The organism is Pseudomonas triticicola (genome assembly GCF_019145375.1).
GTDB lineage: Bacteria > Pseudomonadota > Gammaproteobacteria > Pseudomonadales > Pseudomonadaceae > Aquipseudomonas > Aquipseudomonas triticicola.
This window is the reverse complement of sequence record NZ_JAHSTX010000001.1, coordinates 4,695,238-4,709,177: the sequence shown is the minus strand read 5'-3', so window position 1 is coordinate 4,709,177 and position 13,940 is coordinate 4,695,238. Positions and strand designations below refer to the sequence as shown.

General features: G+C 61.8%; 13 protein-coding genes. 8 read left to right on the top strand and 5 right to left on the bottom strand.

Features of this window, described 5'->3' with window-relative positions:
- Nucleotides 1-187 precede the first annotated feature (187 nt).
- Both KVG85_RS20720 and KVG85_RS20715 read left to right on the top strand, forming a co-directional pair.
- Nucleotides 188-592, top strand: coding sequence for an acyl-CoA thioesterase (locus KVG85_RS20720; RefSeq protein ID WP_003229628.1), 405 nt, complete (start codon nt 188-190; stop codon nt 590-592).
- 57 nt (nt 593-649) lie between these two features.
- On the top strand, nt 650-1,549 hold the full coding sequence (locus tag KVG85_RS20715; protein WP_110599780.1) for a D-hexose-6-phosphate mutarotase: 900 nt from the start codon (nt 650-652) through the stop codon (nt 1,547-1,549).
- A gap of 212 nt (nt 1,550-1,761) precedes the next feature.
- Here KVG85_RS20715 and KVG85_RS20710 read toward each other — a convergent pair whose 3' ends face one another.
- From KVG85_RS20710 to KVG85_RS20690, 5 genes are all read right to left on the bottom strand, one after another.
- A complete protein-coding gene (locus KVG85_RS20710) occupies nt 1,762-2,298 on the bottom strand; it encodes a DUF3299 domain-containing protein (RefSeq protein WP_016772476.1) in 537 nt (178 codons plus the stop codon).
- 93 nt (nt 2,299-2,391) lie between these two features.
- Nucleotides 2,392-2,637, bottom strand: a complete 246-nt coding sequence (locus KVG85_RS20705) for a GlsB/YeaQ/YmgE family stress response membrane protein (protein ID WP_016772475.1) — start codon at nt 2,635-2,637, stop codon at nt 2,392-2,394.
- A 111-nt stretch (nt 2,638-2,748) separates the two neighbouring features.
- Complete coding sequence (locus KVG85_RS20700; protein WP_217864835.1) at nt 2,749-3,831, bottom strand: 5-(carboxyamino)imidazole ribonucleotide synthase; 1,083 nt, start codon at nt 3,829-3,831, stop codon at nt 2,749-2,751.
- A gap of 10 nt (nt 3,832-3,841) precedes the next feature.
- Nucleotides 3,842-4,333 carry a 5-(carboxyamino)imidazole ribonucleotide mutase gene (gene purE / locus KVG85_RS20695; RefSeq protein ID WP_007920220.1) on the bottom strand — a complete coding sequence of 164 codons (492 nt, stop codon included), beginning with the start codon at nt 4,331-4,333 and terminating at the stop codon, nt 3,842-3,844.
- Between the two features lie 335 nt (nt 4,334-4,668).
- Nucleotides 4,669-5,577, bottom strand: coding sequence for a LysR substrate-binding domain-containing protein (locus KVG85_RS20690; RefSeq protein WP_024014837.1), 909 nt, complete (start codon nt 5,575-5,577; stop codon nt 4,669-4,671).
- 180 nt (nt 5,578-5,757) lie between these two features.
- Here KVG85_RS20690 and aspA point away from each other — a divergent pair, with 180 nt between their 5' ends.
- From aspA to KVG85_RS20660, 6 genes are all read left to right on the top strand, one after another.
- A complete protein-coding gene (gene aspA, locus KVG85_RS20685) occupies nt 5,758-7,182 on the top strand; it encodes an aspartate ammonia-lyase (RefSeq protein ID WP_016772472.1) in 1,425 nt (474 codons plus the stop codon).
- Nucleotides 7,183-7,666: 484 nt separating this feature from the next.
- Nucleotides 7,667-9,115, top strand: coding sequence for an alanine/glycine:cation symporter family protein (locus KVG85_RS20680; protein ID WP_122506256.1), 1,449 nt, complete (start codon nt 7,667-7,669; stop codon nt 9,113-9,115).
- 109 nt (nt 9,116-9,224) lie between these two features.
- Nucleotides 9,225-10,229: an asparaginase gene (locus tag KVG85_RS20675; protein ID WP_217864834.1), complete on the top strand. Its 1,005-nt coding sequence runs from the start codon at nt 9,225-9,227 to the stop codon at nt 10,227-10,229.
- Nucleotides 10,230-10,474: 245 nt separating this feature from the next.
- The gene (locus tag KVG85_RS20670) at nt 10,475-11,470 is read left to right on the top strand and encodes an AraC family transcriptional regulator (protein ID WP_217864833.1); all 996 of its coding nucleotides are present in this window, start codon (nt 10,475-10,477) and stop codon (nt 11,468-11,470) included.
- A 215-nt stretch (nt 11,471-11,685) separates the two neighbouring features.
- Nucleotides 11,686-12,711, top strand: a complete 1,026-nt coding sequence (locus KVG85_RS20665) for a histone deacetylase family protein (RefSeq protein ID WP_217864832.1) — start codon at nt 11,686-11,688, stop codon at nt 12,709-12,711.
- The gene (locus tag KVG85_RS20660) at nt 12,708-13,802 is read left to right on the top strand and encodes a polyamine ABC transporter substrate-binding protein (RefSeq protein ID WP_217864831.1); all 1,095 of its coding nucleotides are present in this window, start codon (nt 12,708-12,710) and stop codon (nt 13,800-13,802) included. The genes KVG85_RS20665 and KVG85_RS20660 overlap by 4 nt, the downstream gene beginning before the upstream one ends.
- Nucleotides 13,803-13,940: the final 138 nt, after the last annotated feature.

Below are 13,940 nucleotides of genomic sequence, written 5' to 3'. Positions count from 1 at the left end.
AGGTTGCTGTGCGAAAACGTTGTTGGCCCGTCCTTTGCTCGGGATTTAGCCTTTTTCGCAGAGTTTCCCTTTAGGCGCCTGATGGAAAACGTGACGAACGCAGTGTGTTCGGTGTTGAATCGTTTTTCTTGAAGACGGCTACCACCCGCAATACCCACGAAGAGTCACGGGTCAGAGGCCCCTCGGCATGATAGAGCTCGAACAAGAAGATCCGATTCCACAGGGCGACCTGGCCCTGCAAATCACCGCACTCCCGCGCGAAACCAACGGCTTTGGCGATATTTTCGGCGGCTGGCTGGTCGCGCAGATGGATCTGGCCGGCACCGCCATGGCCAGCCGGGTGGCCGGTGGCCGCGTCGCCACTGTCGCCATCGACCGCATGGCGTTTCTCGTCCCGGTCGCCGTCGGCGCGCAGTTGTCCTTTTATACCCAGACCCTGGAAATCGGTCGCAGCTCGATCCAGATGATGGTCGAAGTGTGGAGCGATGACCCACTGTCCAGCGAATGGCGCAAGGTCACCGAAGCGGTTTTCGTTTTCGTCGCCATCGACGGCAGCGGTCGCACCCGTTCGGTGCCGCCACGCGCGCGTTAAACCTCGCGGCCGTTTTGCGGTCGATAGTCGTCCCCAGTGTCTGATCGAGAGTTGCCCATGAACACGCCCAACGTTGAAGCCGTGAAACAGGATGAACTGAACTGCTGGCGCATCCGCCACGGCAAGGCCGAAGTGCTGGTGGCCCAGCAAGGCGCGCACATCCTCAGTTATCAGATCGACGGCCAGCCGCCGATCATCTGGCTCAACGACAAGGCCGAGTTCAAGACCGGCAAAAGCATCCGCGCCGGCGTGCCGGTGTGCTGGCCGTGGTTTGGCAAATTCGAACGCAACCCGAGCAGCGTGCAGGCCATGTACACCGGCGCGCAACCGGCCCCCGCGCACGGTCTGGTGCGGGCGATGGATTGGCAGTTGGGCAACATCGAATCAGAGGCTGACGGCATCAAGGTCGAGTTCAAGCTGCCCTACCCCGAAGGTGGCCTGCCGGGCTGGCCGCACGAGGTCGATCTGACCCTGACCCTGCATCTGGCGGATCAACTGCATTACAGTCTGACCAGCCATAACCGGGGTACTGACAGCGTCACGCTGAGTCAGGCGCTGCACACCTATTTCGCCGTGAGTGACGTGCGTAATGTGCATGTCGACGGCGTGGCCGGGCTCAACTACATCGAGACCCTGGATGACTGGAACACGGCCAGCCAGAGCGGCGATCTGCATTTCGCCGGCGAGACCGACCGCATCTACCTCGACGTTCCGCCGCAATTGAGCATCGTTGATCCGAGCTGGGAACGACGCATTGTGCTGACCTCCACCGGCTCACGCACGGCGGTGATCTGGAACCCATGGATCGACCGCGCCGCCGCCCTGCCGGACATGGACAACGATGGCTGGCAGCGCATGCTGTGCATCGAAACGGCGAACGTGATGGATGATCTGGTGACCCTGGCGCCGGGGGCGAGCCATACCATGGGTGTCAGCGTAGCTGCTACGCCGCTCTAAGCTCTAGCGCCATACAAAAGGGCAAAGAGCCCTGTGGCGAGGGGATTTATCCCCGCTGGGTCGCGCAGCGGCCCCCGCTTTTTTTAAATCAAAAGCTGGGGCCTGCTGCGCAGTCCAGCGGGGATAAATCCCCTCGCCACAGATAAATCCCTTCACCACAGATAAATCCCCTCGCCAAAAAGGCTCGCTCCTGAATTTATGTGCGGCGCGCTTTAGAGGTCAGCCTCCTGCACCACCCGCACTTTCTCCGCCTCCAGCGCATACGCCGCATCAGCGAGGTCATTGCTGACCTTCTCAATCTTCAGCGTGCCGGTCACCCACAGCGGTGTGTAGATATCGTCCAGCTTCAAACCCTTCGGATATCGCACCAGCACCAGTTGATTGGGCGGCGGTGGCGGTACGTGGATGCAGGCGCCCGGATACGGCACGAGGAAGAACAACGTGCTGCGGCCCTTGGCATCGGACTCCAGCGGCACCGGGTAACCACCGATGCGGATGTGCTTGTCGTTCATCGACGCCACGGTTTTCGTCGAATACATCACCGCCGGCAGACCTTTGGCCTGCTTCATCCCGCCTTTCTCGGTGAAGGTGCCGGTGGCTTCGGGGGAGTTGTGGTCGATTTCCGGCATGGCCTCGAGGGCCTTTTGGTCCGACTTGGGCATCAGTTCCAGCCAGTCGGTTTCCGGCAGTTCGCCGGCGTGGGCGAGATAGCTGCCCAGCAAGAGGAGAGTCAACAGAAGACGGCGCATGAAGGTGCTCGGCAGGCAAAGGAATGGACGGTGAGTCGCCGTGCATTCTAGCCCTCCCGGCCGCGCTGGCCGAGAGGGCTTGGTCGCTTTCGATCAGTTCTTTTTGATCAGACCGTAGATCACCAACAACACGACAGCGCCGACCAGTGCGCCGAGGAAACCCGCGCCCTCGCCCGCCTGATAGATGCCCAGAGCCTGGCCGCCGTAGGTGGCTGCCAGCGAACCGCCGATACCGAGCAGGATGGTCATGATCCAGCCCATGCTGTCATCGCCCGGTTTCAGGAACCGAGCCAGCAGGCCGACGATCAAGCCGATAAAGATGGTTCCGATAATTCCCATGGCATTTCCCTCTGATTTGGTAGATATGCCAAAGCCTAGACAGACTTTGGCATCCTGCCATGAGAGAACGGCGGCCCCTGAATGGTTCCGCCGCTGCCACATGAAACTGGTTTACTCGGCGAACAGCGCTTCGACCTTGATGATCTGCGCTTGCAGGGTGGCCATGTCGGCGCAGCGCAGGTTGGCATGGCCGACCTTGCGTCCGGCCTTGAAGGCTTTGCCGTAGTGATGCAGGTGGCAGTCCTCGATGGCGATGACTTTCTCCACCGGCGGCACTACGCCGATGAAGTTGAGCATCGCGCTCTCGCCGACCTTGGCGGTCGAACCCAGCGGCAGGCCGGCCACGGCACGCAGGTGGTTTTCGAACTGGCTGCACTCGGCACCTTCGGTGGTCCAGTGCCCGGAGTTGTGCACGCGCGGGGCGATTTCGTTGGCTTTCAGGCCACCGTCGACTTCGAAGAACTCGAAAGCCATCACGCCGACGTAGTCGAGGTGCTTGAGCACACGGCTGGAATAATCTTCCGCCAGCGCCTGCAACGGGTGATCGGTGCTGGCAACCGACAGCTTGAGAATGCCGCTGTCGTGGGTGTTGTGCACCAGGGGATAGAACTTCGTTTCACCATCGCGGGCACGCACGGCGATCAGCGACACTTCGCCGGTGAACGGCACGAAGCCTTCCAGCAGGCAGGCAACGCTGCCCAGTTCGGCGAAAGTACCCGCCACATCTTCCGGCTTGCGCAGGACTTTCTGGCCCTTGCCGTCGTAACCCAGGGTGCGGGTTTTCAGCACGGCCGGCAGACCGATGGAAGCGACGGCGGCTTCCAGATCGGCTTGCGACTGGATGTCGGCGAAGGCCGGGGTCGGAATGCCGAGGTCCTTGAACATGCTTTTTTCGAACCAGCGATCACGGGCGATGCGCAGCGCTTCGGCGCTCGGGTACACCGGCACGAATTGCGAGAGAAACGCCACGGTTTCCGCCGGCACGCTTTCGAATTCGAAGGTCACCAGATCGACGTCATCGGCCAGTTGGCGCAGATGATCCTGATCGCCGTAATCGGCCCGCAGGTGTTCGCCCAATGCAGCGGCGCAAGCGTCCGGCGCAGGGTCGAGAAAAGCGAAGTTCATCCCCAGCGGAGTCCCCGCCAGGGCCAACATGCGACCCAACTGGCCGCCACCGATTACACCGATCTTCATTTCAACAACCTCAGGCAATACGTGGGTCTGGATTGTCCAGGACGCTGTCTGTCTGCTCGGCACGGAAGGTTTTCAGTACCGCGTGAAATTGCGGGTGCTTGGCGCCGAGGATGCTCGCCGAGAGCAGGGCGGCGTTGATCGCGCCAGCCTTGCCGATGGCCAGGGTGGCAACCGGAATGCCCGCCGGCATCTGCACGATCGACAGCAGCGAATCGACGCCCGAGAGCATGGCCGACTGCACCGGCACGCCCAGCACCGGCAGGTGGGTCTTGGCCGCACACATGCCTGGCAGGTGGGCTGCGCCACCGGCACCGGCGATGATCACCTCGATGCCGCGGCTTTCAGCCTCTTCGGCGTACTGGAACAGCAGATCCGGGGTGCGGTGGGCGGAAACCACCTTGACCTCGTACGGGATGCCGAGCTTTTCCAGCATATCGGCGGTGTGGCTAAGGGTGGACCAATCGGACTTGGAGCCCATGATCACGCCAACCAGTGCACTCATCGTCGCGCCTCTTCTCTCTGGAGCGCCCGCAGGCGCGTCATAAAACAACAAGCCACGCAGGTTGCGTGGCTTGATTGTACGAAAAATGGCCGGACGTGCCGGCCGAAGGCCGCGCAGTATACCGCAAAGAAAGCAATAAACAGCCCCCGAAACGACCATCTGTCAAATGAGCGAAACGCCCGGTTTTATTGACCTTGAGGTCAGCGAAAGAACACCGCAAAAATCCCCCTGTGGGAGCGAGCCTGCTCGCGAAAGCGTTGCGTCAGACGATACCTCAGCGCCTGAAACTCCGCATTCGCGAGCAGGCTCGCTCCAACATTCGATCTTCATCATCTTCAAGCGCTTTGTGCGGCGCCGCCTTCTAGTTTTCGCCACAGCAAGCGCACGTTGGCCTTGCGCACCAGGGCGCAGCGGTACAAACGAATCTCCAGCGGCACATGCCATTGCGGGCCGCCGCACACCACCAGTTCACCGCGGGCCAGCTCTGCGCGTACGCTCAGTTGCGGCACCCAGGCGATGCCGAGGCCTTCCAGCGCCATGCTTTTCAGGCTGTCGGCCATCGCGGTTTCGTAGATCGTGGTGAAGCGCAACTGGCGCTGGCGCAGCAAGCCGTTCACCGAACGGCCGAGAAACGCTCCGGCGCTGTACGCCAGCAACGGCACACTCGCCTCGCCTTCCAGATCGAACAGCGGTTTGCCATCCAGATCTGCCGCGCACACCGGCAGCATTTCGGTCTGGCCTAAGTGCAGCGACGGGAAGATTTCCGGGTCCATCTGCATCGCCGAATCCGGGTCGTAGAACGCCAGCATCAGATCGCAGCCACCTTCACGCAAAGCGTGCACGGCGTCGCCAACGTTGGTCGCCACCAGCCGCGTGGCGATGTTCAGCCCTTCGTTACGCAACTGGGCGATCCAGCGCGGGAAAAAGCCCAGCGCCAGCGAGTGCGCCGCCGCCACCTGCATCACCTCGCCCTGCCCGCCTTCCAGATGATGCAGATGGCGCAGCACTTCACCGAGCTGTTCGACCACGGTGCGCGCGGTCACCAGAAACAACTGCCCCGCCGCCGTCAGTTCGACCGGCGTGCGCGAGCGATTGACCAAGGTCAGCCCCAGCGCGGCTTCGAGGCTGCGGATCCGCCGACTGAACGCCGGCTGGGTCACGAAGCGCCGTTCGGCCGCCTGCGAGAAGCTGCGGGTGGCGGCCAGGGCACTGAAGTCCTCGAGCCATTTGCTTTCCAGATTCATCACGTCCTCCCGGACACGCACCAAAACAGGTCACACGTCTGCCGCACAGGCGGCGTCACATGGGCATTATGCCGAATGTGCATAGGGCAGTGCTGAACAGCATTGGCCCAAAAATCCCCACAAGCCTAGCATTCGCAGCGTTCCGGCACAGACCGGGTCCTTATCGAGATGATTTCTATCATGTCCTCCGCTGCATCTTTCCGCACAGAAACCGACCTGCTTGGCGCCCTCGAAGTACCGGCCCATGCGTACTACGGCATCCAGACCCTGCGAGCGGTGAACAACTTCCGCCTCTCGGGCGTTCCGATTTCGCATTACCCGAAACTGGTTGTGGGCCTGGCGATGGTCAAACAGGCCGCCGCTGACGCCAACCGCGAGCTGGGTCACCTGAGCGAAGCCAAGCACGCTGCCATCAGCGAAGCCTGTGCCCGATTGATCCGCGGCGATTACCACGAAGAGTTCGTGGTCGACATGATTCAAGGTGGCGCCGGTACTTCCACCAACATGAACGCCAACGAAGTGATCGCCAACATTGCTCTGGAAGCGATGGGTCACGAGAAAGGCGAATACCAGTACCTGCATCCGAACGACGACGTGAACATGGCGCAGTCGACCAACGACGCCTACCCGACGGCGATCCGTCTGGGTCTGCTGCTCGGTCACGACGCGCTGCTGGCCAGTCTCGACAGCCTGATCCAGGCCTTCGCGGCCAAGGGCAAAGAGTTCGACCACGTCCTGAAAATGGGCCGTACCCAGCTGCAAGACGCCGTGCCGATGACCCTCGGCCAGGAATTCCGCGCCTTCGCCACCACTATGGGCGAAGACCTCGCGCGCCTGAAGACGCTGGCCCCGGAATTGCTGACCGAAGTCAACCTCGGCGGCACCGCGATCGGCACCGGCATCAACGCCGACCCGCGTTATCAGGCGCTGGCTGTTCAACGTCTGGCATTGATCAGCGGACAACCGCTGGTACCGGCCGCCGACCTGATCGAAGCGACCTCCGACATGGGCGCCTTCGTGCTGTTCTCCGGCATGCTCAAGCGCACCGCGGTCAAGCTGTCGAAGATCTGCAACGACCTGCGTCTGCTGTCCAGCGGCCCACGCACCGGCATCAATGAAATCAACCTGCCGGCGCGTCAGCCAGGCAGCTCGATCATGCCCGGCAAGGTCAACCCGGTGATCCCGGAAGCCGTGAACCAGGTCGCGTTCCAGGTCATCGGTAACGACTTGGCGCTGACCATGGCAGCCGAAGGCGGCCAGCTGCAACTGAACGTGATGGAGCCGCTGATCGCTTTCAAGATCCTCGATTCGATCCGCCTGCTGCAACGTGCCATGGACATGCTGCGCGAGCACTGCATCGTCGGCATCACCGCCAACGAAGCGCGCTGCCGCGAACTGGTCGAGCATTCGATCGGTCTGGTCACCGCACTGAACCCGTACATCGGCTACAAAAACGCCACCCGCATCGCCCGTATCGCCCTTGAAAGCGGCCGTGGCGTGCTGGAACTGGTGCGCGAAGAAGGTCTGCTCGACGAAGCCATGCTCGCCGACATCCTGCGCCCGGAAAACATGATTGCCCCGCGTCTGGTTCCGCTCAAAGCCTGAGCCGACGCGAACTTGTAGCACCGCTCACCAGGTCGAGGGACTAGACACCTCTCACCTTTTGAGGGCTTGGGGATTTTGTCCCCGAGCCCTTTTTTTTAACTTCTTTGCGGGCAGGACGTTAGATGCTTTGTGTATTCGATACCGCCAAGATCGCAGCCTTCGGCAGCTCCTACAGGATTGACGTGCACCTGTAGGAGCTGCCGAAGGCTGCGATCTTTTGATTTGCAGCAACCTCGTTTCGTCGCTTGCACCACTACCGTGCAGACGGGCGCGCCACTGATCGGTATAGTGCCGCCCCTCTTCGCGTGAGCGGTCGTCGGTAACGAGGCCATAACCCATGCGAAACCCGAACTAATAACAAAACCCGCGATATGGATCCGGGACGAAACCTTCGCCTCACCCGTCGTGCCGCGCGCAGGCCGGTGTAACACGATGTTTCTCCGATCCAGCATTTGCACCCACAAAAAACAGCGAGGATAAATCCATGCTCGAAGTCATCAACGACTTCCTCTCAGGGAAAGTACTGATCGTGCTCATTGTCGGGCTCGGTAGCTACTTCACGATTCGCTCGCGTTTCGTTCAACTGCGTCACTTCTTCCACATGTTCGCGGTGTTCCGCGACAGCCTCAAAGGCAGCGCCGGGCAACTCAGCTCGTTCCAGGCCTTGATGCTCAGCCTCGCCGGCCGCGTCGGTGCAGGCAACATTGCCGGTGTCGGCATCGCCGTGACCCTCGGTGGTCCGGGTGCGGTGTTCTGGATGTGGGTGACCGCACTGGTCGGTATGTCCAGCAGCTTCTTCGAGTGCACCCTGGCCCAGGTCTACAAGCGCGCCGATGGCGACGGCCTGTACCGTGGTGGCCCGGCGTATTACATCCAGCACGGGCTCAAGCTCAAGGGCATGGCGATAGTCTTCTCCGTTCTGCTGCTGGTCACCTACGGCTTCGCCTTCATCGGCCTGCAGTCCTACACCGTGACCCACTCGCTGCAGAACGCCTTTGACTTCAACCCACAACACACCGGTATCGTCCTCGCGGTGCTGCTGGCCATCACCTTTATCGGCGGAATCAAGCGCATCGCTTCGGTCTCCGACCTGCTGGTACCGATCAAGACCCTGGCCTACATCGGCGTGACCCTGTACGTGATCGGCACCCAGATCGAACACGTACCGGCCATGCTGGAAACCATCTTCAAGAGCGCCTTCGGCCTCGACCCGGCCTTTGCCGGTCTGCTCGGCAGCGCCATTGTCATGGGCGTGAAGCGTGGCGTGTTCGCCAACGAAGCGGGCCTGGGCAGTGCGCCGAACGTCGCCGCTGTGGCCGCCGTCAAGCACCCGGGCGCGCAGGGCGTGGTCCAGGCTTTCAGCGTGTTCCTCGACACCTTCGTGATCTGCACCTGCACCGCGCTGCTGATCCTGCTGTCGGGCTTCTACACCCCGGGCTTCGAAGGTGACGGCATCGTCCTGACCCAGAACTCGCTGGCTGCCGTGGTCGGTGACTGGGGTCGCATGTTCGTCAGCGTCGCGCTGTCGCTGTTCGTCTTCACCTGCATCCTCTACAACTACTACCTGGGCGAGAACAGCTTGCAGTTCCTCAGCCGCAACCGCGCCCTGCTGATGCTGTTCCGCGGCCTGGTGCTGGCGCTGGTGGTGTGGGGTTCGATGCAGGACCTGACGACGGTATTCGCCTTCGCCGACATCACCATGACCTGTCTGGCTTTCGTCAACCTCGTGGCCCTGGCCATGCTGTTCAAGGTCGGCCTGCGGGTGATGCGCGACTACGACGAGCAGCGTCGCGCCGGCGTCAAACAGCCAGTGTTCGATTCGAGCAAATTCGCCGACCTGGATCTGGATCGCAACGCCTGGCCGGTCAACCCGCCAGCAGCGCCGGGCCAGACTGAAACTGCGCCGCAAGGCGTACCTGCAGCGCAACGCTGACAGGTGAATGACGGGCGCATCCCCTGCGCCCGTCAGTTATTGTGATGCAATAACCTGCAGGAGCGAGCCTGCTCGCTCCTGCAAGGCCCTCATCGTTTCGGAGAATCCTATGAGCTCGTCGACCTACCCCGCCGCTCAACACGTCATGGTGCTCTACACCGGTGGCACCATCGGCATGCAGGCCAGCGCCAACGGTCTGGCCCCGGCGTCCGGTTTCGAAGCGCGGATGCGCGACTACCTGCACAGCCAGCCTGAGCTGGTAGTGCCGCAGTGGCAGTTTCGGGAAATGTCGCCGCTGATCGACAGCGCCAACATGACCCCGGCCTACTGGCAGCAACTGCGCGAAGCGGTGGCCGATGCCGTGGACGTGCAAGGCTGCGACAGCGTGCTGATCCTGCACGGCACCGACACGCTGGCGTACAGCGCGGCGGCGATGAGTTTTCAATTGCTCGGCCTGCATGCCCGCGTGTGTTTCACCGGCTCGATGCTGCCGGCAGGTGTGACCGACAGCGATGCCTGGGAAAACCTCGGCGGCGCGCTGGTCGCCCTCGGCCAGGGCCTGGCGCCGGGCGTGCACCTGTACTTCCACGGCGAACTGCTGGCGCCGACCCGCTGCGCGAAAGTGCGCAGCTTCGGCCGCCATCCGTTCAAACGCCTGGAGCGTCAGGGCGGTGGTGTGAAGGCGCCTTCGATTCCAGCCAGTTTGAGCTACAACCAGCCTAAGCACTTGGCGAAAGTGGCGGTGTTGCCGCTGTTTCCCGGGATCAGTGCCGAGGTTCTCGACGGCCTGCTCGACAGCGGCATTCAAGGTCTGGTGCTGGAATGCTACGGCAGCGGAACCGGGCCGAGCGACAATCCAGAGTTCCTCGCCAGCCTTGGCCGCGCACGGGATAACGGCGTGGTGGTGGTTGCAGTGACGCAATGCCATGAAGGTGGGGTCGAGCTGGATGTCTACGAGGCTGGCAGCCGCTTGCGCGGTGTTGGCGTGTTGTCCGGTGGCGGTATGACCCGGGAAGCAGCGTTTGGCAAGTTGCATGGGTTGCTGGGGGCCGGGCTGGAAACGGCGGAAGTGCGTCGATTGATCGAACTGGATTTGTGTGGTGAGTTGATCTGAGCTCGGCGCTGGATTGCCCCTCACCCTAACCCTCTCCCAGAGGGAGAGGGAACTGACCGTAGTGTCTTGCGCTATACACCGACCTGATAAACAGTGTCGATTATGGATTCGACGGCGGTGTCTCACGTCGGTGTATTTCTGCAATATCCCCCGTTCGGCCCCCTCTCCCTCTGGGAGAGGGCTGGGGTGAGGGCCTGCGGCATGCAACTTGCTGCGTTCCAGCCACCTCCAGGCTGGAAGATCCCATGCTCCACTCCCACCTCACCACCCTCAACGCGGTCTCGCTGATCCTCAACACGTTCAAGGCCGAAGGCCTGTCGAGCGAGGCGCTGCTGGCTGGCAGCGGCATCGTGGCGGCCGATCTGCAGCGTGCCGATACGCGCATCACCACCCATCAAGAGATGCAGGTCTGCACCAACGCGGTCGCGCTCAAGCGTGACATCGGTCTCGAACTGGGCCGACGCATGCACGTGTCCTGTTACGGCATGCTCGGTTACGCCCTGCTGACCTGTGCCACCTTCGGTGACGCTTTGCGGCTGGCGATCCGTTATCCGGCGCTGTTGGGCACGTTGTTCGAACTGAGCCTGGAAGACGATGGCGAGCAGGTGTGGTTCGTCGCTGCTGATTACCGTGAAAGCGCGGCGATGGCGGTGTTCAACGCCGAATTCTGTCTGGTGTCACTGAAAGTCATCTGCGACGACTTGCTCGGCCATCCGCTGCCGCTGCGCGCCACGCGTTTCGAACATGCAGCGCCGGACTATCGCGCCAGCTACGCCGAACCCTTCGACTCGCCGCTGCACTTTTCGGCCAAGGACAACGCCTTCGCCTTCGACCGCCATTGGCTCGATCAGCCGCTGCCGCTGGCCGACGCGATCACCCATCAGGCCATGGCAGAGCGCTGTCGCAAACAGAACCTGGAGTTCACCGGACGCCAGGCATGGCTGGGGCGGATTCGGCAGTTGCTCAGCGCACAATTGAATGCCGCGCCGGGGCTCGACGGTCTGGCGCAGCAGATGAAATGCTCACCGCGCACTTTGCGCCGGCACCTCAAGGACATGGGCAGCAGCTATCAGGAACTGCTAGACGAGCTGCGCTTCGAGCGGGCCAAGCAGATGTTGTGTGAGGATCGGTTGCCGATCTACCGCATCGCCGAAACTTTGGGCTTCAGTGAGACCGCAAGTTTCCGCCATGCCTTCGTACGCTGGAGCGGCGTGGCACCCAGCCAGTTTCGCCCGCACTGATGTGGGAGCGAGCCCGCTCGCGAAGGCGGTGTGTCAATCGACATGAGGGCTGGCTGAACCACCGCTTTCGCGAGCAGGCTCGCTCCCACAAAGGGGCGATTTAAGGTCAGCTTTTTTGGCCGGATCCATCCCCTTTTGGCCGCTCCTGCCGTTCTCCGATCCATCGCGCGCCGCAACACTGAAGGCCACCGAACCAGCCTTGCGGAGAACAACAAATGCTGACGATCTACTCGGACGATCACCACTTGCACCATGGCCGCTGCGAACTTATCGATGGCCAGCTCAAGCCGTGCTTCGAGATGCCGTCGCGTGCCGACCACGTACTGCAACGCGTGCAGAAGCAAAACCTCGGTGCCGTCGAAGCGCCGAAGGATTTCGGCCTGGAGCCGATCGCGCGCATTCACAGCCGTGACTATCTGGAATTTTTCAAAGGTGCGTGGGCGCGCTGGACCGAGTTCAACACTGACGGCGACCTGCTGCCCTACACCTGGCCGGCGCGCACGCTGCGTGCGATCAAACCGACCAGCCTGCATGGCCAGCTCGGTTATTACAGCTTCGACGGCGGCGCGCCGATTACCGCCGGCACCTGGCAAGCGGCCTACAGCGCGGCGCAAGTGGCGCTTACCGCGCAGGCTGAAATCCAGCGTGGCGCACGCGCGGCCTTCGCCCTGTGCCGTCCGCCGGGACATCACGCCGCCAGCGACTTGATGGGCGGTTATTGCTACCTCAACAACGCCGCCATCGCCGCTCAGGCCTTTCTCGATCAGGGCCACAAGAAAGTCGCGATCCTTGACGTCGACTACCACCATGGCAACGGCACCCAGTCGATTTTCTACGAACGCAGCGACGTCCTGTTCACTTCGATCCACGGCCACCCGGAAGCGGAGTTTCCGTTCTTCCTCGGCTACGACGACGAGCGCGGCGAAGGCGCCGGTGAAGGATTCAATTTCAACTATCCGCTGCCGGCCGGTTCCGGCTGGGATGTCTGGAGCGCGGCGCTGGATCAGGCCTGCGACGAGATCGAGCGCTATGGCGCGGACATCATCGTCGTCTCCCTCGGCGTCGACACATTCAAGGACGACCCGATCTCGCAGTTCAAACTCGACAGCCCGGATTACCTGGCCATGGGCAAGCGCATCGCCGCCCTCGGCAAGCCGACCCTGTTCGTCATGGAAGGCGGCTACGCCGTTGAAGAGATCGGCATCAACGCAGTAAACGTGCTGGAAGGTTTTGAACAATGAAAAAGCCACTGATCGCCTCGGCGCTGTGCGCGACCCTGCTGAGCGCTGGCGCCCACGCCGAAGAACGCACGCTGCGCGTCTATAACTGGTTCGACTACATCACGCCCAAGGCGCTGGACGACTTCAAGGCACAGAATAGCCAGACCAAACTGATCTACGACATCTTCGACACCAACGAAGCACTTGAGGCCAAGCTGCTCACCGGCAACTCCGGCTATGACGTGGTGGTGCCGTCCAACGTGTTCCTCGCCAAGCAGATCGAGGCCGGGGTGTTCCAGCCGCTGGATCGCAGCAAGCTGCCGAACTGGAATCACCTCGATCCGAAACTGATGAAGCTGATCGAGGCCAATGATCCGGGAAACAAATTTGCCGTGCCGTACATGTACGGCACCATCCTGATTGGTTTCAACCCGGCCAGGATCAAGGCAGCGCTGGGCGACAACGCGCCCGTGGACAGTTGGGACCTGATCTTCAAGGAAGAGAACATCAGCAAACTCAAGCAGTGCGGCGTCGCCCTGCTCGACTCGCCGTCGGAGATTCTGCCGCTGGCTCTGCAACACCTCGGTCTCGACCCCAACAGCAAGAAGCCGGCGGATTACGCCAAGGCTGAAGCGCTGCTGATGAAGATCCGCCCTCACGTGACCTACTTCCATTCCTCCAAATACATGGCCGACATCGCCAACGGCGACATCTGCGTGGCCGTCGGTTATTCCGGCAGTTTCTCGCAAGCGGCCAATCGCGCCAAGGAAGCGAAAAACGGCGTGGTGGTCGATATGCGTTTGCCGAAAGAAGGCGCGCCGATCTGGTTCGACATGCTCGCCATTCCCAAAGGCGCGAAGAACACCGAGGACGCCTACACCTTCATCAACTATCTGCTGCAACCGGCGGTGATTGCACCGGTCAGCGATTTTGTCGGCTATCCGAACCCGAACAAGGACGCCACCGGCCTGGTCGATCCAGCCATTCGCAACAACCCGAACCTGTACCCGACCGACGCGGCAATGAGCACGCTCTACACCTTGCAGCCGCTGCCTCGGGATGCCGAACGCGCACGAACCCGCGCCTGGACGAAAATCAAATCCGGGACCTGAAACCGGCTCGTTTACTCAAGACCCGCCGATGCGGGTCTTTTTTCGCCTGGCAGCTTTATCTACCGCACGGGTCGGTGTCGCGCCTTTTAACTTGCCCTGCTCCGCCGCCCTCGCGGCGTCCCGACAGAGCAGGAAACC

What these genes read in the sequence shown, in the direction of transcription:
- KVG85_RS20720 (WP_003229628.1), top strand. Translation starts at nt 188, where the DNA reads ATGATAGAGCTCGAACAAGAAGATCCGATTCCACAGGGCGACCTGGCC.
- KVG85_RS20715 (WP_110599780.1), top strand. Translation starts at nt 650, where the DNA reads ATGAACACGCCCAACGTTGAAGCCGTGAAACAGGATGAACTGAACTGC.
- KVG85_RS20710 (WP_016772476.1), bottom strand. Translation starts at nt 2,298, where the DNA reads ATGCGCCGTCTTCTGTTGACTCTCCTCTTGCTGGGCAGCTATCTCGCC.
- KVG85_RS20705 (WP_016772475.1), bottom strand. Translation starts at nt 2,637, where the DNA reads ATGGGAATTATCGGAACCATCTTTATCGGCTTGATCGTCGGCCTGCTG.
- KVG85_RS20700 (WP_217864835.1), bottom strand. Translation starts at nt 3,831, where the DNA reads ATGAAGATCGGTGTAATCGGTGGCGGCCAGTTGGGTCGCATGTTGGCC.
- purE (WP_007920220.1), bottom strand. Translation starts at nt 4,333, where the DNA reads ATGAGTGCACTGGTTGGCGTGATCATGGGCTCCAAGTCCGATTGGTCC.
- KVG85_RS20690 (WP_024014837.1), bottom strand. Translation starts at nt 5,577, where the DNA reads ATGAATCTGGAAAGCAAATGGCTCGAGGACTTCAGTGCCCTGGCCGCC.
- aspA (WP_016772472.1), top strand. Translation starts at nt 5,758, where the DNA reads ATGTCCTCCGCTGCATCTTTCCGCACAGAAACCGACCTGCTTGGCGCC.
- KVG85_RS20680 (WP_122506256.1), top strand. Translation starts at nt 7,667, where the DNA reads ATGCTCGAAGTCATCAACGACTTCCTCTCAGGGAAAGTACTGATCGTG.
- KVG85_RS20675 (WP_217864834.1), top strand. Translation starts at nt 9,225, where the DNA reads ATGAGCTCGTCGACCTACCCCGCCGCTCAACACGTCATGGTGCTCTAC.
- KVG85_RS20670 (WP_217864833.1), top strand. Translation starts at nt 10,475, where the DNA reads ATGCTCCACTCCCACCTCACCACCCTCAACGCGGTCTCGCTGATCCTC.
- KVG85_RS20665 (WP_217864832.1), top strand. Translation starts at nt 11,686, where the DNA reads ATGCTGACGATCTACTCGGACGATCACCACTTGCACCATGGCCGCTGC.
- KVG85_RS20660 (WP_217864831.1), top strand. Translation starts at nt 12,708, where the DNA reads ATGAAAAAGCCACTGATCGCCTCGGCGCTGTGCGCGACCCTGCTGAGC.